The 21,480-nt window shown below is 74.8% G+C and carries 16 protein-coding genes; 14 read left to right on the forward strand and 2 right to left on the reverse strand.

Annotation, left to right across the window (positions count from 1 at the left end; genetic code table 11):
• Positions 1 to 44 precede the first annotated feature (44 nt).
• A complete protein-coding gene (locus tag FHS22_RS22635; protein WP_184944575.1) occupies positions 45 to 1,202 on the forward strand; it encodes a hypothetical protein in 1,158 nt (385 codons plus the stop codon).
• A gap of 118 nt (positions 1,203 to 1,320) precedes the next feature.
• On the opposite strand, the gene FHS22_RS39000 is transcribed toward FHS22_RS22635, so the two are convergent.
• Positions 1,321 to 2,979 (reverse strand): methyl-accepting chemotaxis protein, encoded by a 1,659-nt coding sequence (locus FHS22_RS39000; protein ID WP_221473975.1) that lies wholly within the window; start codon positions 2,977 to 2,979, stop codon positions 1,321 to 1,323.
• Positions 2,980 to 3,149: 170 nt separating this feature from the next.
• On the opposite strand from FHS22_RS39000, the gene FHS22_RS22645 reads away from it, so the two are divergent.
• The 5 genes from FHS22_RS22645 (at position 3,150) to FHS22_RS22665 (ending at position 10,139) form a co-directional block, all read left to right on the forward strand.
• Positions 3,150 to 5,561, forward strand: a complete 2,412-nt coding sequence (locus FHS22_RS22645; RefSeq protein WP_184944579.1) for an SCO7613 C-terminal domain-containing membrane protein — start codon at positions 3,150 to 3,152, stop codon at positions 5,559 to 5,561.
• Between the two features lie 109 nt (positions 5,562 to 5,670).
• Positions 5,671 to 6,696 (forward strand): NAD-dependent epimerase/dehydratase family protein, encoded by a 1,026-nt coding sequence (locus FHS22_RS22650; protein ID WP_184944580.1) that lies wholly within the window; start codon positions 5,671 to 5,673, stop codon positions 6,694 to 6,696.
• A 91-nt stretch (positions 6,697 to 6,787) separates the two neighbouring features.
• A complete protein-coding gene (lhgO, locus tag FHS22_RS22655) occupies positions 6,788 to 7,990 on the forward strand; it encodes an L-2-hydroxyglutarate oxidase (protein WP_184944582.1) in 1,203 nt (400 codons plus the stop codon).
• 35 nt (positions 7,991 to 8,025) lie between these two features.
• Positions 8,026 to 8,733, forward strand: a complete 708-nt coding sequence (locus FHS22_RS22660) for a response regulator transcription factor (RefSeq protein ID WP_338047887.1) — start codon at positions 8,026 to 8,028, stop codon at positions 8,731 to 8,733.
• Positions 8,733 to 10,139 (forward strand): sensor histidine kinase, encoded by a 1,407-nt coding sequence (locus FHS22_RS22665; protein WP_184944584.1) that lies wholly within the window; start codon positions 8,733 to 8,735, stop codon positions 10,137 to 10,139. The genes FHS22_RS22660 and FHS22_RS22665 overlap by 1 nt, the downstream gene beginning before the upstream one ends.
• Positions 10,140 to 10,202: 63 nt before the next feature.
• Here the strand turns inward: FHS22_RS22665 and FHS22_RS22670 are convergent, their stop codons facing one another.
• Positions 10,203 to 12,086: an efflux RND transporter periplasmic adaptor subunit gene (locus FHS22_RS22670; protein ID WP_184944586.1), complete on the reverse strand. Its 1,884-nt coding sequence runs from the start codon at positions 12,084 to 12,086 to the stop codon at positions 10,203 to 10,205.
• Between the two features lie 147 nt (positions 12,087 to 12,233).
• Here FHS22_RS22670 and FHS22_RS22675 point away from each other — a divergent pair, with 147 nt between their 5' ends.
• From FHS22_RS22675 to FHS22_RS22710, 8 genes are all read left to right on the forward strand, one after another.
• A complete protein-coding gene (locus FHS22_RS22675) occupies positions 12,234 to 13,385 on the forward strand; it encodes an efflux RND transporter periplasmic adaptor subunit (RefSeq protein WP_184944588.1) in 1,152 nt (383 codons plus the stop codon).
• Positions 13,382 to 14,200 carry an ABC transporter ATP-binding protein gene (locus tag FHS22_RS22680; RefSeq protein WP_184944589.1) on the forward strand — a complete coding sequence of 273 codons (819 nt, stop codon included), beginning with the start codon at positions 13,382 to 13,384 and terminating at the stop codon, positions 14,198 to 14,200. Before FHS22_RS22675 ends, FHS22_RS22680 begins: the two co-directional genes overlap by 4 nt.
• On the forward strand, positions 14,197 to 15,444 hold the full coding sequence (locus FHS22_RS22685; RefSeq protein WP_184944591.1) for an ABC transporter permease: 1,248 nt from the start codon (positions 14,197 to 14,199) through the stop codon (positions 15,442 to 15,444). The genes FHS22_RS22680 and FHS22_RS22685 overlap by 4 nt, the downstream gene beginning before the upstream one ends.
• A gap of 7 nt (positions 15,445 to 15,451) precedes the next feature.
• Positions 15,452 to 16,027 (forward strand): hypothetical protein, encoded by a 576-nt coding sequence (locus tag FHS22_RS22690; protein WP_184944593.1) that lies wholly within the window; start codon positions 15,452 to 15,454, stop codon positions 16,025 to 16,027.
• Between the two features lie 62 nt (positions 16,028 to 16,089).
• Positions 16,090 to 16,794, forward strand: a complete 705-nt coding sequence (locus FHS22_RS22695; RefSeq protein ID WP_184944594.1) for a response regulator transcription factor — start codon at positions 16,090 to 16,092, stop codon at positions 16,792 to 16,794.
• Between the two features lie 249 nt (positions 16,795 to 17,043).
• Positions 17,044 to 18,855: an ABC transporter gene (locus FHS22_RS22700; RefSeq protein ID WP_184944596.1), complete on the forward strand. Its 1,812-nt coding sequence runs from the start codon at positions 17,044 to 17,046 to the stop codon at positions 18,853 to 18,855.
• Positions 18,852 to 20,561, forward strand: coding sequence for a GTPase (locus FHS22_RS22705; protein ID WP_184944599.1), 1,710 nt, complete (start codon positions 18,852 to 18,854; stop codon positions 20,559 to 20,561). Before FHS22_RS22700 ends, FHS22_RS22705 begins: the two co-directional genes overlap by 4 nt.
• Positions 20,562 to 20,743: 182 nt before the next feature.
• Complete coding sequence (locus tag FHS22_RS22710) at positions 20,744 to 21,457, forward strand: hypothetical protein (RefSeq protein WP_184944601.1); 714 nt, start codon at positions 20,744 to 20,746, stop codon at positions 21,455 to 21,457.
• Positions 21,458 to 21,480 lie beyond the last annotated feature (23 nt).

A 21,480-nucleotide genomic window follows, 5' to 3' on the forward strand; every position in this document is an offset into this window, starting at 1 on the left:
TGTCGTTGCACGTGTGCGCGGCACAGTCGAGGCATGATGGCTGAGTGCGCAGCAGAGCGAGGGATGTCCTGATTCGAGGGGGTGTCGCGGCCGGGATGGTCACGGCGGCCGTGTTCGCCGGGGCGGGCGCGTGGGCGGAGACGGGATCCGCGGCGCGGGCGGGCATCGAGGCCGGGACCCGGACGGCCGGCGCGGCCGGGGTCCGGGTGGGGGCCGTACCGGTCGAGGGGGAGGAGGAGCGGGTCCTCTTCCGGTTCGAGGACGAGCGGATCACCGAGTCGAGCGGACTGGCGGTCTCGCCGGCGCACGAGGACGTCTACTACACCCACAACGACAGCGAGGCGGGGCCGGTCTTCTTCGCCGTCGGGGGCGACGGGCGGACCCGGGCGACGTTCACCCTGCGGGGCGCGGCCGCCCGGGACTGGGAGGGGATGGCGGCGTCCACGGACCCGGAGACCGGGCGGGGGGTGCTCTGGTTCGCCGACATCGGCGACAACTTCGAGGGGGCGTGGCCCGACATCTCGGTCTACAGGGTGGCCGAGCCCGCCTCGCTGCGGGACGCCGCCCTCCCGGCCGTGCGGTACCGCTTCCGCTACGAGGACGGCGGGCACAACGCCGAGGGGATCATGGTCCACCCCCGTACCGGGCGGCTCTACATCGTGAGCAAGGAGTTCTCCGGCTCGGTCTACGAGGCCCCGAAGCGCCTGCGCACCGGCAGGGCCAACATCCTGCGCCGGGTCGGCCCCGCGCCGATCATGGCGACCGACGCGGCCTACGCCCCCGACGGGTCGAGCTTCGTGATCCGCACCTACTTCTCCGCCACGGTCTACAGCGCCCCCGGCGAGCAGCTCGCCAAGGTGGCGATGCCGCAGCTGGAGCAGGCCGAGTCGATCGCGTACACGGCCGACGGCACGGCGCTGCTGACCGGCACCGAGGGGGCCGGCAGCCCGGTCCACCGGATTCCGCTGCCCGAGGAGGTCCTGCGGGCGGCGGCGCCCACGCCCACCCCGGAGCCGAGCACCGCCCCGGAGCCGAGCACCGCCCCGGAGCCGAGCACCGGTACGGAGGCGGCGGGGGGCGGTACGGCCGCCGCGGACGACCGGGGCGACGCCGGGGTGCCGACCGGGGCCGTGGCTCTCTGGCTGGCCGTGGCGGCCGGGGCCACCGGCGTCATCGCGCTCATCGCGCGCCGGACCCGCTGACGCCCCCGGGACCGGCGGACGCACCGCGCTCCCGGCGCCGGCCGCCACCCGTCCGGCCTCCGGGGCGGGGCCGCGCCTCGTGATCCGTACGGCGGCGGCCCCGTCACCGGGCGGCGTCTCAGTAGCGGAAGCGGGAGACCAGGTCGTGCAGGCGGGTGGACAGCTCGGCCAGGTTGGCCGCGGCCTTCCGGCTCTCCGACACGCCTTCGGCGGTCACCTGGGCGGCGTCGGCCAGCACCGAGATGTTGGTGGCGATGCCGGCGCTGCCCTGGGCGGCCTCGGCGACGCTGCGGTTCATCTCGTTGGTGGTGGCGCTCTGCTCCTCCACCGCCGAGGCGATGGTGAGCTGGTAGTCGCTGATCCGCGCGATGATGTCGCTGATCTCGGCGATCGCGGCGACGGCGCTCTCGGTGTCGGCCTGGATGGCCTCGACCCGCCTGGCGATGTCCTCGGTGGCCTTGGCGGTCTCCTGGGCCAGGTCCTTGACCTCCCCGGCGACGACCGCGAAGCCCTTGCCGGCGTCGCCGGCGCGGGCGGCCTCGATGGTGGCGTTGAGCGCCAGCAGGTTGGTCTGCTCGGCGATGCTCGTGATCGTCTTGATGACCGAGCCGATCTCGGCGCTGGAGGCGCCCAGCTTGGCGACGGTCTCGTTGGTGGAGGTGGCCACCGACACCGCCTGGGAGGCGACCTTGGCGCCCTCGTTGGCGTTGTGCGCGATCTCCCGGATGGAGGCGCCCATCTCCTCGCTGCCCGCGGCGACGGTCTGCACGTTCTGCGAGACCTGCCCGGCGGCCGCGGCGACGTTGTTGGCCTGGGTGGAGGCCTCGTCGGCGGAGGCGGCGATGCGGGTGCTGACGTCCGAGAGCTCACCGGAGCTGGCGGTCAGGGTGTCGGCGCTGGAGGCCAGTGCCGCGATCGCCTGGCGGATGGCGGCGTGGGCCTGGTTGACCGCCACCGCCATCTGGCCGATCTCGTCGTGGGAGGTCACCTCGGCCTCCAGGGTCAGGTCGCCCCGGGCGGCGGCCTCCAGGCTCCGGGAGAGCGTGTCCACCGAACGCGTCATCTGGCGGGAGACGATCCGCGCCAGTCCCAGGGCGAGCAGCAGGCCGACACCGAGCAGCACCAGGATCAGGTCGCGGGCGCTTCCGTACTCCTCCGCGGCCGCGGCGGTCGTCGCCTCGGCGCCCTTCTGCTCGTACTCCGCCAGCCGCTTGAGGGCGTCCTTGAACTCGGCGGTGACGGTGCCGAACTCGGCGAGCAGCGTCCGGATCTCGGCGGGGGTGCCGATCCCCTCCGCCGGGTTCTCACCGAACATGACCGCGTCGCGCATGGACCGGAAACGCGTCCACGCCTCGTCGAAGTCCGCCACGGCCTTCTGCCACGCGGGGTCGGAGGGAGCGGCGGCCCGGTACGCCTCGAACTCGGAGGTCACCGCCGAGGTGTAGTCCTCCACGTTCTTCTTGGCCTCCGCCTTGATCTGCGGGTCGGGGATGGTGCTGTAGCCGAGGGTGGCGTCGATCATGTCGGCCATGTTGCCGCGCATGTCGCTGAGGTGGATGAGACGCTCGACGTTGCCCTGCTTGAGGGTGTTCAGATCGTCGTTCAGCCCGCTCATCCGGGTGAGCGCGACGACGCCGACGCCTGCGCCCATGGCCGCCATGATCAGCACGGTGACAAGGATCTTGGTACTGATGCGGCGGTCGGCGAACCAGCCCAGCACCGGATTGCGGCGTACGGTCGCCACGGGTTCGGCGGCGCGGGCGGCGGAGTCGTTCACGGTCGGGTCCTTAATGTGAGTTCGGTGAGTCGGAGAGCAGCGCAGGACAGAGGGGCTGCGACTGCCCATCGGCAGCGGGATCCGGTACCTGAGCCGCCGGGGGAAGCGGATACTCAGGTCGAACTGAGTAGTTCACCGCAAGCGGGCTGCTGCTCGTCGTCGCGGCGGTCGTGTTCACGGTCGTGAGCTGGGGCCGGCTCGGCATCGGCGGGCGGGCCGCGGTCCTGGCCGGGTTCACCGCGGTGACGCTGGCCGTGCCGAAGCTCCTGGTGCGGCGCGGCCTGGCCGCCACCGCGGAGACGGTCGCGGTGCTCGGCGCCGCCCTGCTCCTCCTGGACTGCTACGCGGCCCGGCAGGCCGGACCCGCCGGGCTCGGCGACCTCGCCGGGAACGACTACGCGGCCGGGTCGCTGGCCGCGGTGGCGCTCGCCCTGGCGGGATACTCCCGGCTGGTCCCGCTGAAGCTGCCGCTGCCGGTCGCGATCGCCCTGGCCCAGTTCCCGCTCCCGCTGCTGGCGGTGGACCGGACGGCGGCCTGGGTCACCGCCGCGCTCGCGGCGACGGCCGCGGCCGACGCCGCTCTGCTGGTGTCCACCGCTCGGCGGGAGAGGCGCCTGCCGGGGGTCCGGGGGACGGCGGCGGTGTCGTTCGGGACCGTGTGGACGGCGGGGGTGCTGGTCGGTCTCCTGGACTCCGGTCTGGTGCCGGACTTCTCCTCCGGTGCGTGGCCGTCCTCCCTGGCCGGGGGCGCGCTGCTCGCCGTACTGGCGGTGACCGGGGTCGCCGTGGCGCTCCGGGCGGCCGCGGGAGTGCGCGAGATCCTCACGGCGGTGTCGGCGTCCGCGCTGGCCGCCGGGGCCGCGGCGGCCGTCCTCCCGCTCGTCCGCCCGGCGTGGCAGGTGCTCCCGTACACGGTCGCGGGGCTGGCGGTCGCCGCCGCGGCGCTGTACCTGCCCGGCCGGGCAGAGCCCTCGGTCCGGTCCGCCGGCGCGTTCGCCGGTGCCGCGGTGGCCGCGCTGACCCTGCTCCCGTCCTGGGACGACATCACCCGCACGCTGTCCGGGCCGTTCGCCCGCCTGGACGGGATCTGGTCGGGGGCGCACGGGTACGGCGAGGAGTGGTCCGCCGCGTCCCCCGCGCCGGTGGTCGTCCTCGGGCTCCTCGCGGCCGCCTCGGCGGCGGCCTGGAGGAGGGCCGCTCCCGGGGCGGCGCACGAGGGCGGGGGACCGGTGCCCGAGCCCGCGGGATCCGCGGCGGACGGTCATGAGCCGGCGGCCGGGGTGAGCGGGCGGACGCTGTCCGGAGCCGCCGCGCTGGTGCTCGGCACGCTCGGCGTGGCGCTCGCGCCGGCGGCCCTCGGCTGGGGCCTCCCGGGCGGGCTCGCCGCCCTCCTCGTGCCGGCGGTGGCGCTCGTGGCCGGGGCGGCGCTCACCGGAGCGGCCGGGACCGGCGGGCTGGGGCGGGCGGGGAACCGCACGGCCGGAACCTCCTCGTCCGGGGGGTTCACGGCCGGGGGGTTCACGGCCGGGGGGTTCACGGCCGGAGGTCTCGCGGTCACGGCGGGGGCGGTCACCCTGCAGGCCGCCGTCACGGCCCTGGCGGAGCGGACCGCCACCCACGTCGCGCTCACGATCCTGGCGCTCGCCTGGACCGCGGCCGCCTGCGGGGGCCGGACGCGGACCGTGCGCGCCGCGGGTGCCGGGATCGCGGCGCTGCTCGCGGGCGGGGAGGTCCTGGCGGTCGAGGCGGAGCTCGGCCTGCAGCCCCGGTACGCGGCGTTCGGCCTGCTCGCCGCGGCCTGCCTGGCGGCGGCGGTGGCGGGATGGCGGCGCGGGCCGTACGGCCTGCCGGCGGCGCGGGAGGAGGGAGCGGGCACCGGCGCGGGGACCGGGTGGCGGCTCCGGGCGGCGGACGCCGCGACCGGACTGGAGGCGGCCGGCTACCTGCTGGCGGCCTGCGGGCTGGCGCTGGCCGTCCACGGTTCGCTGCTCCCCGGTGTCCGGGACCTGCCGATGATCAGCCTGGCCTGCGCCGTCGTCGGCGTGCTGCTGGCGGGTACGGCGCTGCGGCCCGACCGGCGGCAGGCGGCGTACGCGGGGACCGGGTTCCTGCTGGCGGCCACCTGGCTGCGGCTGCTCGCCTCCGACATCACGGTGGTCGAGGCGTACACGGCGCCGTTCGCGCTGGTCCTGCTGGCCTTCGGCTGGTGGAGGGCGCGGGGCGGGGCGTCCTCCTCCTGGGCCGCCTACGGCTCAGGGCTCGTCTCCGGCCTGCTGCCCAGCGTGGTCGCGCTGCCCGGCGGCGGCTGGACCCGGCCGCTGCTGCTCGGCGCGCTCGCGCTCGCGGTGCTCCTGGCCGGGACCCGCTTCCGGCTCCAGGCGCCGGCGGTGCTGGGCGGTCTGACGCTGGCCGCCGTCGCCCTGCACGAGCTGGCGCCCTGGATCGCCCAGGCGGTCCTGGCGGTGCCGCGCTGGGTGCCGATGGCGCTGGGCGGGCTGCTCCTGGTGGTGGTCGGGGCGACCTACGAGGCCCGCCTGCGGGAGGTGCGGCGGTTGCGGGCGGCCGTGGGGCGGATGCGGTGACGCGGGCGCGGGGCGCGGCGGCCGTCGGGCGCGACGGGCCGGGTGCCGGGCGCGGTGATCCGCCCCGGTTCCTCTTCTCCCGCGGGCGGGTTGCCGCTAGCTTTCGGGGATGCGCGTTCTGGTGACCGGAGCGTCCGGCTTCGTCGGCTCACACACGGTGGCGGCGCTGCTCGCCGCCGGGCACGAGCCGCTCCTGCTGGTGCGCGACCCGGACAAGGCACGCAGGGTCCTGGCCGCGGTCGGGGTCACCGGGCCGGTCCCGCTGCACCCGGCCGACATCCGCGACGCGGCGGCCGTACGGGCCGGGCTCGGAGAGTGCGACGCGGTCGTCCACGCCGCCGCCGAGATCGGCGTCGTCGGCCGGGCGGACGACCTGGCGGGGACCAACGTGACCGGGCTCAGGAACGTCCTGGGGCAGGCCGCGGAGCTCGGTCTCGACCCGATCGTGCACGTCTCGACCGTCGCGGTGTTCGTCCCGCCGTCCGGGCAGGTGATCACGACCGGGAGCCCGCTCTCCTCGCCGCGCAACGCCTACGGCAGGTCGAAGGTCTCCGGCGAGCTGTACGCGCGCGAGCTGGCCGGGCGCGGGGTGCCCGTCGTGATCGTCTACCCGGGCGGGGTCGTCGGGCCGCACCAGCCCTCGCCGGACGCGCTGATGGAGGGGCTGCGCGCCGGGCTAGGCCAGGGCTGGCCGATCACCTCGGGCGGGGTCGGCGTGGTCGACGTCCGCGACCTGGCGGTGGTCCTGACCCGCACCCTGGAAGCGGGCCGGGGGCCGCGCCGGTTCATGCTGGGCGGGCACTTCCTGACCTGGGCGCAGCTCGCCGACGTCTGCGACGAGGTGACCGGCGGCCGGTGCCGCAGGTTCGGCGTGCCCGGCCGGCTGCTGCTGGGCGCGGCGGCGGTGCTGGACCTCCTCAAGCGGGTCAGGCCCTTCGCCTACCCGCTGACCAGGGACGCGGCGGAAATGATGACCACGATGGTGCGCGCCGACGACGGGCCCACCCTGACCGAGCTGAAGGTGGATCTCCGGCCGGTCCGGGAGAGCGTCGCCGACGCGATCCGCTGGCTCGCCGCGGAGGGCCACCTCGCCCCGGCGAAGGCCGGCCGGCTCGCGGGCGGGGCCGCGCCGTGATCGGGGCCGCGCCGTGATCGGGGCCGCGCCGTGATCGGGGCCGCGCCGTGAACGCACCGGGCCGCGTCATGAACTCTCGGAAGGACACGCGATGAAAGTCGGGATCGTGGGCGCGGGCATCGTCGGCCTGGCCGTGGCCAGGGAGCTCGCGCTGGCGCGCGGCGCCGAGGTGACCGTCCTCGACAAGGAGGACCGCGTCGGCGCCCACCAGACCGGGCACAACAGCGGGGTCGTGCACGCCGGGATCTACTACCGGCCCGGCTCGCTCAAGGCGACGCTCTGCCGGGAGGGGATGGCCCTGCTGCGCGAGTACTGCGCCGAGCACGCCATCGGCTACGACGAGGTCGGCAAGCTCGTCGTCGCCTCCACCCCCGCCGAGCGGCCCGGCCTGCGGGCCATCGCCGCGCGCGCCCGGGAGAACGGCGTGCCCGGCATCGCCGAGCTGGACGCGCTGGCCCTGCGCGAGGTCGAGCCGCACGCCGTCGGGGTGGCCGCCGTGCACTCCCCGCACACCGCGATCGCCGACTTCCCGGCGGTCGCCCGCCGCCTGGCCCGCGACGTCGAGGAGAACGGCGGCTCCGTACGGCTCTCGCACCCGGTCCGCGCGCTGCGGCAGACCGCGGACGGGGTCGAGGCGCTGGTGGACGGCCCGGCCGGGCGGCGCAGGATGGGCTTCGACCGGCTGATCGTCTGCGCGGGGCTCGGCACCGACGCCGTCGCCCGGATGGCGGGGGCCGCCGGAGACGTGCGGATCATCCCCTTCCGGGGGGAGTACTACGCGCTGGCGGGCCAGGCGAAGGACCTGGTCCGAGGGCTGGTCTACCCGGTGCCCGATCCCCGCTACCCGTTCCTCGGCGTGCACCTGACCCGCAGGATCGACGGCGAGGTGCTCGTCGGCCCCAACGCGGTGATGGCGCTCGCCCTGGAGGGCTACTCCTGGCGCGACGTCGACCTCGCCGACCTGCGCCGGATCGCGGCCTGGGCGGGCACCCGGCGGATGGCCGCACAGCACTGGCGGACCGGGATCAGGGAGGTGCTCGGCTCCCTGTCCAGAGGCGCCTTCCTGAGGGCGGCGCGCCGCTACGTCCCCGCGCTCACCGCGGCAGACCTGGTCAGGACCGACGGCGGCGTGCGGGCGCAGGCCGTGGCCCGCGACGGGAGCATGAAGGACGACTTCGTCATCGACACCTCCGGCCGGGTCACTTTGATCCGCAACGCCCCGTCCCCTGCCGCGACGTCAAGCTTGGCCATAGCCAGGCACTTGGTAGGGATAACCTCTGATCTGACTTCTTAACGGCTTTCTCATGTGGGCGGGTGAAGATAATTCTCGTGAGCGAATCATCCGAGGCCCGCCTGCTGATCGTCGAGGACGAGCCCAACATCCTCGAACTGCTGGCCGCGAGCCTGCGTTTCGCCGGGTTCGGCGTGAACACCGCCGGCACCGGCACCGACGCGGTCGCCGCCGTCCAGCGGCACCGCCCGGACCTCATCGTGCTCGACGTGATGCTCCCCGACATGGACGGCTTCGACGTCGTCCGGCGGCTGCGCGGCGGCGGCACCGACACGCCCGTGCTGTTCCTCACCGCCCGCGACGCCGTCGAGGACAAGATCCGCGGGCTCACCGCGGGCGGCGACGACTACGTGACCAAGCCGTTCAGCCTGGAGGAGGTCGTCGCCCGGATCCGCGCCGTGCTGCGCCGTACCGGCGGGAGGGAGCAGTACACCCGGCCGCCCCGGCTCACCTTCGCCGACATCGAGCTCGACGAGGAGAGCCACGAGGTCTGGCGCAAGGGCAGGGCCGTGCCGCTCTCCCCGACCGAGTTCAAGCTGCTGCGCTACTTCATGGCGAACGCGGGGCGGGTGCTCTCCAAGGCGCAGATCCTCGACCACGTGTGGGACTACGACTTCCGCGGCGACGTCGGGATCGTGGAGTCCTACGTCTCCGTGCTCCGCCGGAAGATCGACAACGCCGACCCCCGGATGATCCAGACCCTGCGCGGGGTCGGCTACGTGCTCCGCCTCCCCCCGGGCCCCTGATGTTCGGCCGTCCGCCCCTGCGGGTCAAACTCATCCTGGTCGTCCTGCTGCTGCTGGCCGTCGCGCTGACCCTGATCGGCATCGGCAGCGTCTCGATCATGCGGGGCTACCTGATCGACCGGGTGGACAACCAGATCGACATCACCACCGAGAACCTGCTCCGCCGCCTGAACCGCCCCGCTCCCTTCGACCTGGCCAACAAGATCATGCCGCCCGACATGAGGGCGGAGCTCCGCGGCCCGCAGGGCCGGGTGATCGTCCCGCTCAGCGGGGTGGACGTGGAGGGCAAGCCGCTGCCGCCGCTGCCCCCCGGCATGGGGACGGAGCCCGTCGAGGTCAGGGGATGGCGGGTCCGCGTCCAGCCGCTGGAGGGCGGCGGGAGCCTCGTGGTGGCCGTCGACATGGCGGAGGTCCGGCAGATCGTCGGGCAGCTCGCCCTGGTGGTGGTCCTCGGCGGCGGCGGGCTGATGCTGGTGCTCGCGGCGGTGGGCGTGGCGGTCATCCGGCGGAGCCTGCGCCCGCTGGAGGAGATCGAGCGCACCGCCGAGGCCATCGCCGCCGGAGACCTGAGCCGCCGCGTCCCCGACACGGACCCGACCACCGAGGTCGGCCGCCTCGGCCGGTCGCTGAACGGCATGCTCGCCCAGATCGAGACGGCGTTCCGGGCGCGGTCGGAGTCGGAACGCGCGGCCCGCGGCTCCGAGGAGCGGATGCGCCGGTTCGTCGCCGACGCCTCGCACGAGCTCCGCACGCCGCTGACGTCGATCCGCGGGTTCGCCGAGTTCTACCGCCAGGCGCCCGGCACCGACCCCGGGCCGCTGATGGCCCGGGTCGAGTCGGAGGCGGTCCGGATGGGCACGCTCGTGGACGACCTGCTCATGCTGGCCCGGCTGGACCAGCAGCGCCCGATGGCCATGCGGCCGGTGGACCTGCTCGCCATCGCCGCGGACGCCGTGCACGACGCCCGGATCCTGGCCCCGGACCGTGGGATCACGCTCTCGGTCGACGGCGCCGCGCTGATCGTCTCCGGCGACGAGGTACGGCTCCGCCAGGTCGTGGGCAACCTGATGACCAACGCCCTCACCCACACCCCGGAGGGCACGCCCGTGCGGATGGTGCTCCGCGCGCGGGGCGAGACGGCCGTCGTCGAGGTGGCCGACGAGGGGCCCGGCCTCACCGCCGAGCAGCGCGAACGGGTCTTCGAACGGTTCTACCGGGTGGACTCCGCCCGGGGCCGCCGCGATCCGGGCGGCGGCGGCAGCGGTCTCGGCCTCGCCATCGTCGCGGCCATGGTCGAGGCCCACGGGGGCACGGTGGGCGTCGAGTCCGCCCCCGGCGGGGGCGCCGTCTTCCGGGTCGCCCTCCCCCTCGCCCCCGACGTCGACTTCGCCCCCGGCCCCGACTGACGAGGGGCTTCCCCGTCGGGTCCCGCCCCGCGCGGAGAGGCGGGACGGAGGCGGGACCCCGGATCACGGGGAGCTCTGCGGCCAGCTCCCGTCGGGGAACGCACTGCCGGTCGTGTTCGCCATGATGACCTGGTCGTTCTCGGAGAGCCCTTCGACGATCTCGACGTACTGGTCGCCGCGGACGCCGGTCTTCACCGCCCGGTGCTCGCCGTCCCGGATCGTGACCACCGGCGAGCCGTCCGAACCGGTCCTCACGGCCTGCGCCGGGACGTAGACCGTCTCCTCCGACTCCTCGACCGTCACCGTGACCGTGGCGCTCTGGCCGACCAGGAGGTCCTTCGGCGGGTCGTCGAAGGCGACGGTGACCGCGTACCGGACGAGCCGGTCCGTGGCGGTCGCGGCGGGATCGATGCGGGTGACCGTGCCGGGGTGCTTCTCGCCGCGGAGGGCGGCCAGGGTGATCGTCGCCCGCTGGCCGAGTCTCAGCTTCCCGATGTCGGACTCGGTGAACAGCGCCGACACCTGGAGCTCGTCGAGGTCGCCCAGGGTGACGAACGCGCCGGTGCCCGCGCTGTCGCCGACGGCTCCGGCCACGGACAGGACCGTCCCCGCCTTCGGGGCGACGATCCGCACGCCCGCGAACTCCTCCTCGGCGTCGGTCAGCTCGGCCTCCGCCCGCTTCACCTCGGCCTCGGCCTGCTCCACGCCGGGCTCGCGCCGCGCGCCGCCGGTCCCGCCGGCGGCGGTGGTCCCGGTGCCGTCGCGGCCTGCCGCCGTGCCGCCCGTGCCGGTCGGCGAGGCCGTTCCGGCGGTGCCCGTCCCGCTCGTCCGGGGGGTCGTGCCGGTGCCGCTGCCCTGCCCCGCGCAGGCGGTGGAGGCGTCCGGCGCGGGGGTGCCCCCTGCGGTCGGCCGGGAACCCGCGCCGGCCGTGGGCGTCGCGCTCGGCGTGGCGCCCGCGCCGGTCTGCGCCGTGGGCCGCGAGGAGGCCGCGGGGGAGGCCGGCTCCCGGCTCGCGGACGGGCCCCCGCCCGGCGCCGCCGACGGGGGCGCGGGCGGCGTGGCCGTGGCAGTGGCAGTGGCCGTGACGGTGGCAGTGGCCGTGACGGTGGCAGTGGCCGTGACGGTGGCGGTGGCGGTGGCGGTGGCGGTGGCGGTGACCGTGACGGTCACGGTGGGGGTCGCCGTGACCGTGACCGTCGGCACGGGCCGGGGCTCGGGGGGAACGGAGGCGGAGGGGGACGGCGACGCCGGGCCGGGCGTCGTGGCCGGAGCGTGGGTGTAGGCGGCGGGTACGGCGCCGCCTGCGGGAGGGATCCGCCCCGGCTGCTCCGCCGCGGCCGGCCCGGACGGCGCCGCCGACCCGGACCCGGACCCGGTCGGGCCGGGGGCCGCGGTGGCGGCGGGACGGCCCGACGGGGCCGGGCCACCCGTGGCGGCGGGGGTCCTCGTGGCTGCGGGGGTCCTCGTGGCGGCCGCCCCGCCCGTGGGCGGGCAGCTCGCCTGAGGGGACGGCCCGGACCCGGTCTGCGTCCGGGCGGTGGCCGTACCGCCGGAACCGCTGGAGGAACCGCCGCTCTCCGCCTCCTGCAGGGACTCCCGGGCGGCGGCGAGCCGGGCCCGGGCGGCGGCGAGGCGCTCCCGGGCGGCGGTGGAGTCGATCCTGGCGAGCACGTCGCCCTCGCCGACCTCGTCCCCGGCCTTCACGTAGACCCGGGTGACCTTCCCCGAAGAGCCGAAGGCCAGTTCGCGGGTGTCGTCATCGACGGTGCCGCCCGCCGCGGACACCGCGGCCGTGACCGTTCCCCGCCTGGCCGCGGCGAGTTCGACCCGGGGCGCCTCGGACGTGTCGCCGCCCGTCGCGTAGATCGCGCCCGCTCCCGCCAGGACGAGGGCGGCCAGGACCGGTCCGCCCGTCCGCAGGGTCTTCGGGAGATTGCTCGGTCTCATGGCGGACCATCCTGGCCCGCGTGATTCATTTCCCCCTCAGGGGCGCCTGAAGGTTGCCTGAGTGCCCTCTCCCCCTTCCGGCGTCTGGAGTGAACCTTCAGCTTCACTCGGGCTTGGCCCAAGCATCGTGCGCGAGGGTCTGCCCCTGTGAAGGTGTCGACCAAGCGCAGAGCGCTGATCGTGAACGGGGCCCTGGGGGTCCTGCTGCTGGGCGGGGCCGGGGTCGCCTACTCGTCCCTCGGCGCCCCGGCCTCGCCGGCCGGGGCCGAGTCCGGCGCCGCGGTGCGGACCGTGACGGTGGGCCGGGGCACGGTGACCGCCTCGGTGACCGCCTCCGGAACCGTGGAGAGCGGCCGGGCGCGGGCGCTGGCCTTCGGATCGAGCGGCACGGTCGAGAAGGTCTACGTCAGGGCGGGGGAGAAGGTCGGCAAGGGGCAGATCCTCGCCCGGCTGGACGACGCCGCGGCGCAGGAGAGCCTGGACGCGGCCGCCGCCGCCCTCGGCACCGCGGACGACGACACCTCCACCGCCGCCGGGTACGCCCAGTACATCGAGGCGAGGAACGCCTACCGGGAGGCGAAGCGCGCCGTGGCCGGAACGGTGATCAAGGCTCCCTTCGCGGGCACGGTCATCGCGGTCAATGGCACCGTCGGCGGCTCTTCGGGGCCCTCCGGCTCGTCGGGCTCGACGGGGGCGTCCGGCGGCTCGGGCGGATCGAGCGGCTCCACCGGTACGGCCGGCGGCTTCATCGAGCTCGCCGACACCGGGAAGCTCCAGGTCACCGGCTCCTTCACCGAGTCGGACGTGATCAGGATGAAGGTCGGCCAGACCGCCTCGATCACCTTCGACGCGCTGACCGGCGTCACCGCGACCGGGAAGATCACTCAGATCCAGCCGACCGCGGCCACCAGCGACAACGTGGTCCAGTACCCGGTGACGATCTCCTTCACCGAGGTGCCGGACGAGGTCAGGCTCGGCCAGACCGCGACCGTGAAGGTCGTCGTCGAGGAGGCCGGGAACGTGCTCGCACTCTCCTCCACCGTGATCTCCACCGCGGGCGGGCAGAGCACCGTGACCGTCCTGCGCGACGGCCGGCAGGTCTCCGCCCCGGTCGAGCTCGGCGTGAAGGGCGACCAGCTCACGGAGATCGTCTCGGGGCTCGCCGAAGGCGACCGGGTGGTACGGCCGGCCGCCGCCACCGGTACCACCCAGCAGGGCGGCGGCCTCCCCGGCCTCGGCGGCACCGGCGGCAACCGCGGCGGCTTCGGCGGGCCAGGCATGAGCGGGGTCGGCCGGTGACCGCCCCGGTCCTGGAGGTCCGCGACCTGGTCATGGTCTACGGCGAGGGCGACGCCCGGGTGCGCGCCCTGCGCGGGGTCTCCCTCACCGTCGAGAAGGGCGACTACGTGGCCATCATGGGCGCGTCGGGCTCCGGCAAGTCGACGCTCATGAACATCCTCGGCTGCCTGGACGTTCCCACGTCCGGCGCCTACCTCGTCGACGGCACCGACGTCGGAGCCCTGAACGAGAAGCAGCTCGCCATCCTGCGGAACCGGAAGATCGGGTTCGTGTTCCAGTCGTTCAACCTGATCCCGAGGATGAGCGCGCTGGCCAACGTGGAACTGCCCATGGCCTACGGCGGGGTCGGCGCCGCCGAGCGCAGGGCGCGGGCGCTGGCCGCGCTGGAGCAGGTCGGGCTCTCCGACCGGATCCACCACGAGCCGAACGAGCTCTCCGGCGGGCAGCAGCAGCGGGTGGCGGTGGCCAGGGCGCTGGTCACCTCGCCGGCCCTGCTGCTCGCCGACGAGCCGACCGGCAACCTCGACTCCCGGTCGACCGAGGACGTGCTGGAGATCCTCGACGGGCTGAGCGCCTCCGGCAGGACGATCGTGATCATCACCCACGAGGACGACGTGGCCGCCCACGCCAAGCGGGTCGTCCGCCTGGTGGACGGGCGGATCGTCGAGGACCGCCGGCAGGCCCCGGCCGAGGGGCTCCCGCCCCGCATGGCCGTCCGGAAGAGCACGATGACGGGCACGATGACGGGCACGATGACGGGCACGATGACGGGCACGGCGGCGGATACGGCGGCGGGCGCGGAGGCGGCCGGATGAGCCCGCTGGAGATCCTCCGTTTCGCGCTGCGCGGCCTGGCGGCCAACAAGCTGCGCAGCTTCCTGACCACCCTCGGCATCCTCATCGGGGTGGCGGCGGTGATCCTCCTGGTGGCCTTCGGCGAGGGCGCCTCGCAGAGCATCCAGCAGAGCATCCAGCGGCTCGGCGCCAACACCCTCACCGTCTCGGCCTCCTTCGCCGGGGGCGGCGGGGGCTTCGGAGGGGGCGGCGGGGTCAGGCAGTCCGGGCCGCGCACCCAGGCCAGGCAGCTCACCCTGGAGGACGCCAGGGCGCTGGCGGACCCCGAGCAGGCCCCGTCGGTCAAGAGCGTCTCCCCGGTGGTGACCGCGAACTCCTCCGCCGCCGTCCACGAGGGCGCGAGCCACACGATCTCCCAGCTCGTCGGGACCTACCCGAGCTACTTCGAGGCGACGAACAAGCCGGTCGAGACCGGGACCTACTTCGTCAACGACGACGTGCTCGCCGCCCGCAAGGTCATGGTGATCGGCAAGACCGTGGCCGAGGCGCTGTTCGGCGCGGTGAGCCCGGTCGGCAGGCAGGTCAGCGTCTCCGGGGTCCCGTTCACCGTGGTCGGTGTGCTCAAGGAGTCGGGATCCTCCGGGATGCAGGACGCCGACGACGTGGCCGTCGTGCCGCTGCCCGCCGTACAGCAGAGCCTGACCGGGTTCGGCCCGCTCGGCTCGATCATCGTGCAGGCCACCGGCGCCGAGACCGCCGACTCGGCGCAGGCCGAGGTGACGGCCATCCTCGACCAGCGGCACGGGATCACCCCCACCGGCACCGCCGACTACCGCATCCTCAACCAGGCCGCCCTGCAGGAGACCGTCAGCTCGACGATCGGGGTCTTCACCACGCTGCTCGGCGCGGTCGCGGCGATCTCCCTGCTGGTCGGCGGGATCGGAATCACCAACATCATGCTGGTCACCGTCACCGAGCGGACCCGGGAGATCGGCATCAGGAAGGCCATCGGGGCGCCCCGGGGCGCGATCCTCGGCCAGTTCCTGGTGGAGTCGACGGTGCTGAGCCTGGTGGGCGGCCTGTCGGGGCTCGCCGTCGCCTTCGCCGGCACCCGGTTCACGATCGCCGGGATCGAACCCGTGCTCGTGCCCTCCTCGATCGTGCTGGCACTCGGCGTCTCGGTCGGCATCGGCCTGTTCTTCGGGAGCTACCCGGCGAACCGGGCGGCCAAGCTCCGTCCCATCCAGGCCCTGCGCCACGAGTAGGAGAGACATGGTCGAGAAGAAGAACGACGCGGAGCTGCTGGAGACCTCTCCGTTCGCCGGGGACCTGGACCGGGAGCTGGCCGTACGGCCCGGGCGGAGCTTCTCCGCGCTGACCGTGGCGCTCGCCGCCGGGGTGACGCTGGTCGCGGGCGTGGTCGCGGGCATCCAGTTGGAGAAGGCCGTGGGCGGCGCCTCGGGGAACGCCGCGGCGCCGCAGGGCCCGGGCGGGCAGGGCGTCCCGCAGGGATACGGCGGGTCCGGTGGTTTCCGCGGCGGACAGAGCGGACAGCAGGGCGGCCAGCAGAGCGGGCAGCAGGGCGGCCAGAACGGCCGGCAGGGCGGTCCGGGCGGCATGACCGTCGGCACGGTGCAGAAGGTGGAGGGGGACAAGGTCTACGTCCAGGCCGCGGACGGTTCCGTCGTCACCGTGACCACCACCGGTGAGACGGCCGTGCGGATCAGCCGGGAGGGGAAGGTCGCCGACCTCGGCGCCGGGAAGACGGTCGTCGTCCAGGGGGCCAGGGGCGAGGACGGGTCGGTGACCGCCACGTCGATCAGCGAGGGGGCCGCCCGTGGCCGGTGACCTGGCTCTCAGGAAACGTTCAGCCGATGCTGAGCCCTTCCCCAGGGAGGTGAGCAAGCCTCATGGATGTGCTGGACAGAGTTGAGGCCCGCCTGCTGGTGGTGGACGACGAACCGAACATCCGGGAGCTGCTCTCGGCCAGCCTGCGCCTGTCGGGGTTCGAGGTCATGACCGCGGCCGACGGCAGGGAGGCCGTGCAGTTCGCCGAGCGGATCCGCCCCGACCTCGTCGTTCTCGACGTGATGCTGCCCGACATGGACGGGTTCGCGGTGGCCGGGAGGCTGCGGGAGATGGGCGGGCAGATGCCCGTGCTCTTCCTGACCGCGCGGGACGGCACCGACGACAAGGTGACCGGGCTGAAGGTGGCCGACGACTACGTCACCAAGCCGTTCAGCCTGGAGGAGGTCCTGGCCAGGATCCGGGCCGTGCTGCGCCGTACCCGGGGGGACCTCGACCTGCCCGTGCGGCTGCGCGTCGGCGACCTGGAGCTGGACGAGGAGGCCCACCAGGTGTGGAAGGGCGGTGCGATGGTGCGGCTCTCGCCGACGGAGTTCAAGCTCCTGCACTACTTCATGATCAACACTGGCAGGGTGCTGTCCAAGGCGCAGATCCTCGACCACGTGTGGAACTACGACTTCGGCGGCGACGCCGGGGTCGTCGAGTCCTACGTCTCCTACCTCAGGCGGAAGATCGACACGGCCGAGCCCCGGCTCATCCACACCCTGCGCGGCGTGGGGTACGTCCTCCGGCCGCCGCAAAGTGATTGAATTTTCAGCTTATCTTCAGGTTGGCCGGACCTGCCCCTGAGCTTGGTGCGGTCCAATGAGGGGAGTACGACCCCAGATCGCCCCGGAAGACGAGGAAGGCCCGGGGCCCGTCTCCAGCTGCGGGGGAGACGGGTCCGCCACGGACCTTCCGAGAATCCGGGGTACGGGCCCCACCGCTCTACCGGGTTCGCCCCCGTGACCCGGTCGAGCGGTGGGGCACGATGACGTCTAGGGCCCGTTCTGCGGGGAATGACCGGTCCTGTGGACGGGAACGGCGGTCTGCTGGAGGCGCTGCGGAGGCTGCGGCGCCACCTCGACCGCGACCTCTTCCCGTTCGCGGTCGGGGATGCCGGAGCCGACCGCCGGGCGCTGCGGGAGCTGACCGGCCAGCTCGACGACTACCTGATCCCCCGGCTGAGCGCGATCGACGCCCCGCTCCTGGCCGTCGTCGGCGGCTCGACCGGCGCGGGCAAGTCGACCCTGGTGAACTCGCTGGTCGGCGCCGACGTCACCGAGCCCGGCGTGCTGCGCCCCACGACCCTGGCCCCCACGCTGGTGACCAGTCCCGCCGACCGGACCTGGTTCACCGCCCAGCACGTCCTGCCGGGCCTGCCCCGCGTCACGGGAGGCCCCGGGGGTTCCGGAGGGGCGGGCGAGCCGGGCACGCTCCGGGTGGTCGTCGCCGGGACGCTCCCGCCGGGCCTGGCCCTGCTCGACGCGCCGGACATCGACTCGGTCGTCGCGGCCAACCGCGAGCTGGCCGCCCAGCTCCTGGCCGCCGCCGACCTGTGGCTGTTCACCACCACGGCCTCCCGCTACGCCGACGAGGTGCCCTGGAGTTTCCTGCGCGCGGCCCGGGAGCGGAGCACGGCGCTGGCCGTGATCCTGTCCCGCGTCCCGCCGGAGGCCATGGGGGTGGTCGCCGGGGACCTCGCCCGCCTGCTGGAGGCCAACGGCCTGGGCGGGACGCGCCTGTTCGAGGTGGCGGAGCTGCCCCTGCCGGAGGAGAACGCCCGGCTGCCCCGCGCCGCCGTCGGGCCCGTCGCCGACTGGCTGGCCGGCATCGCGGCCGACGTCCAGGCCAGGGACGACGTGGTCCGCCAGACCTTGTCGGGGGCGCTGGAGAGCCTCGCCACGCGCGTGCCCGCGCTCGCCGACGCGGTGGACCGCCAGCGTGCCGGGGCCGAGGAGCTCCGCGCGGCGGTCGCCGCCGCCTACGCCGCCGGGCTGGCCTCCTTCGACGAGGGCATGCTGGACGGCTCGCTGCTCCGCGGCGAGGTGCTGGCCCGCTGGCAGGACTTCATCGGCACCGGTGATCTGATGCGCTCCCTGGAGAGCCGGGTGGGATGGCTGCGGGACCGCGTCGTCTCGCTGTTCACCGGCCGGCCCGCGCCCGACAGCGAGCTCCGGGTGGCGCTGGAGCACGGGGTGGAGGCCCTGGTCAGGGCGGCGGCCGACGGCTCGGCCGAGCGCGCGCTGGAGTCGTGGTCGGCCCTGCCCGCCGGGCGGGCCCTGCTGGAGGAGGCCGGGGCCGTCGAGGCCGGGCGCCTCGGCCGGGCCTCGCCGGGACTGCGCCCGGCCGCGGAGGCGGCGGTGCGCGGCTGGCAGGGGTACGTGCTCGACCTGGTCCGCCAGGAGGGCGCGGAGAAGCGGACCACGGCCAGGATCGCCTCGTTCGGCGTCAACGGCGCCGGGCTGCTGCTCATGATCGCGGTGTTCGCCTCCACCGGGGGACTGACCGGGATCGAGGTCGGCATCGCCGGGGGCACCAGCGTGCTCAGCCAGAAGCTGCTGGAGGCCGTCTTCGGCGACCAGGCGGTCCGCACCCTGACCGCCCGGGCCCGCGAGGACCTGCGCGCCCGGGTCGAGGGCGTCCTGAAGGACGAGGCCGCCCGCTTCACCGGCCTGCTCGACGCGGTCCGGCCTCCGGAGGAGACCGCCCATGCCCTGCGCGCCGCGGCGCAGGCCGTACGGGAGCACCGGAGCGAGCTCCCGGACGGGAGCGGCCCGCTCCGCGATCCGGGCGGCGGACTCCCGCCGGGGAGCGGGGACGGGCGGTGAAGCTGCTGCGGCGCAGGGGCGCGGTCTCGCTGGACGACCGGCTGGCGGCCCTGGAGGAGGCGGCGGACCTGGCCGACGGACGGCTGGAGGCCGCCGCGGTCGCCGGGGCGCGCGCCGTGGTCTCCCGGGCGGGGGCGCGGCGGAGCCTCTCGGTGGACCACACGGTGGCGGCTCTGGCCGGGGCGACCGGGAGCGGCAAGTCGTCGCTGTTCAACCTGCTCTCCGGCACCGCGCTCGCCACGGTCGGGGTGACCCGGCCGACCACCTCCACCGCCCAGGCCGCCCTGTGGGAGGGAGCCGGGTCGGGGCCGCTGCTCGACTGGCTGGAGATCCCGAACCGCCACGAGGTGGACGGTACGGCGGGCGGCGGGCCGGAGGGGGCGGAGGGCATGGCCGGGCTGGTCCTGCTCGACCTGCCCGACCACGACTCGATCGAGCTCGCGCACCGGCTGGAGGTGGACCGGCTGGCCCGCCTGGTCGATCTGCTGGTGTGGGTCCTCGACCCGCAGAAGTACGCCGACGCGGCCGTCCACGACCGCTACCTCGCACCCCTGGCCCGGCACAGGGACGTGACGGTGGTCGTCCTCAACCAGATCGACCGGCTCTCCCCGGAAGCCGCCGAGCGGTGCCTGGCGGACCTGCGGCGGCTGCTCGACGCCGACGGGCTGACGGGGGTGCCGGTGCTCGGCGTCTCGGCCCGGACCGGGGCGGGCGTCGCGGAGCTGCGCGCCCTGCTGGAGTCCCGGGTCGCCGACCGGCGCTCCTGGGCCGACCGGCTGGCCGCCGACGCGGGCGCCGCCGCCGACCTCCTGGCCCGCGCCTCGGCCGGAGCGGGGGCCGGGGACTCCGGCGACCGGGCCGGAGCACCGCGGGCCGCTGAACCCGTGAAGGCCCCGGAGACCTCTGCGGACGCCTTGGCCGGGCCGCTGACCTCGGCGCTCTCCCAGGCGGCCGGGGTCCCGCTCGTCGTCGCCGCCGTCGCGAAGGCGCACCGGCACCGCTCGGTCGCCGCCACGGGCTGGCCGGTCACCCGGTGGATCCGCCGGTTCCGCCCCGACCCGCTCCGCCGCCTCCGCCTGGGCGCGGCCTCCGCGCCAGAGGGGGACGCGGTGGGGCGGACCTCGATCCCGGCCGCGACCACGGTGCAGCGCTCCCAGACGGACACCGCGGTCCGGGACGCGGCCGCCGCGGCCTCCGCGGGACTCCCCGAACCGTGGGCGGCGGCCGTACGGCACGCGGCCCGCTCACGCGCGGACGAGCTGGAGGACGGGCTCGACCGGGCCGTGGCCACCACCTCGCTCGGGGCCTCGCGCAGGCCCGTGTGGTGGCGGGTGGCCGGGGCGGCGCAGTGGCTGGTGCTCGCGGCGACGGCGGCGGGCGCGCTCTGGCTGCTCGGCCTGTTCGCCATGGACTACCTGCGCCTGCCCGAGCCGCCGGTGCCGACCGCGGGCGAGGCGCCCTGGCCCACGGTGCTGCTGCTCGGCGGCGTCCTGACCGGCATCGTGCTCGCGCTGCTGTCGCGGGCCGTGGCCTGGCTCGGCGGCCGCCGCAGGGCGCGGAAGGCGGCCAGAGCGCTGCGCGCGAGCGTGGAGCAGGTGGCCCGCGCGCTCGTGCTGGAGCCGGTGACCGAGGAGCTGTCCCGCCACCGCCGCTTCACCGAGGCGGTATCGGAGGCTCGGGACGAGGTCCGTCCGGGTCGCGGATGACGGCGGGCTCCCTCCGGAGACCGGTGACCTCCCCCACCACGACCGCGGTGAAGAACAGGCAGGCGCCGGTGACGTGGGTCGAGGCGGGCACCTGGGCCGGTGGAGACCATACCCCTATGGTTTCTTCCGTCACTCCCCTAACATCCGTTCATGTGATCATTAGAGCATTTGCTGTGGCAACGGTGGGAATCGCGCTTTTCGCCGCTCCGGCCGCCGCCTATCCGATCCAGGGCGCCCCCGAGCTCACCCACAACCCGCTGTACAAGAAGGGCAAGCTCCCCAAGATCTCCTGCAAGTTGAGCAAGGGCACGACCGAGGCCTCCACCCGCAAGTACCTGACGAAGCTGGTCGGGTGCCTGAACGACGCCTGGAAGCCGATCGTCGACGACTACCGACCGGTCTCCGTGGACATCAAGCGCAAGCAGGACCCCATGTGCACCAGCGGCACGGAGATGGTCAACTCCTACGCCATCGCCTGCCTGACCTCCATCACGGTGCAGCTCGGCGATGACTGGATCAAGGCCAAGGACGACCTCCCCATCTTCCTCCAGGTCACCGAGGCGTTCGGCGGGGTCGTCCAGGGGCAGACCGGCATCGGCAAGGCGTGGTGGGCGCTGAGCACGCCCGACGAGAAGGAGTACGAGGAGCAGTACCGCCGCTTCACCCTGCAGGGGTACTGCCTGTCGGGCGCGGCGGTGAAGAGCCTGGGTCGTACGGCCAGGAACTGGAAGCCCCTGCTGCACGCCGAGGACCCCGAGACCAAGGACAAGGGCTTCAGCAAGCACTTCACCCACAAGGTCACCGCGAGCGAGGTCGCCTGGTTCACCCGGGGCTACAAGGCGGGCGGGCCCGGCGCGTGCAACACCTGGACGGCCTCCTCCGCCAAGGTCGCGTAGGGCTCTCAAGGGCGCTGTCGCAG

It is taken from the genome of Thiemannella venezuelensis, assembly GCF_014203605.1.
In the GTDB taxonomy this organism is placed as follows: Bacteria; Actinomycetota; Actinomycetes; order Streptosporangiales; family Streptosporangiaceae; genus Planomonospora_A; species Planomonospora_A venezuelensis.

Coding starts and splice junctions, on each gene's coding strand:
- FHS22_RS22650 (WP_184944580.1), top strand. CDS start 5,671: ATGCGCGTTCTGGTGACCGGAGCGTCCGGCTTCGTCGGCTCACACACG.
- lhgO (WP_184944582.1), top strand. CDS start 6,788: ATGAAAGTCGGGATCGTGGGCGCGGGCATCGTCGGCCTGGCCGTGGCC.
- FHS22_RS22665 (WP_184944584.1), top strand. CDS start 8,733: ATGTTCGGCCGTCCGCCCCTGCGGGTCAAACTCATCCTGGTCGTCCTG.
- FHS22_RS22670 (WP_184944586.1), bottom strand. CDS start 12,086: ATGAGACCGAGCAATCTCCCGAAGACCCTGCGGACGGGCGGACCGGTC.
- FHS22_RS22685 (WP_184944591.1), top strand. CDS start 14,197: ATGAGCCCGCTGGAGATCCTCCGTTTCGCGCTGCGCGGCCTGGCGGCC.
- FHS22_RS22690 (WP_184944593.1), top strand. CDS start 15,452: ATGGTCGAGAAGAAGAACGACGCGGAGCTGCTGGAGACCTCTCCGTTC.
- FHS22_RS22695 (WP_184944594.1), top strand. CDS start 16,090: ATGGATGTGCTGGACAGAGTTGAGGCCCGCCTGCTGGTGGTGGACGAC.
- FHS22_RS22700 (WP_184944596.1), top strand. CDS start 17,044: ATGACCGGTCCTGTGGACGGGAACGGCGGTCTGCTGGAGGCGCTGCGG.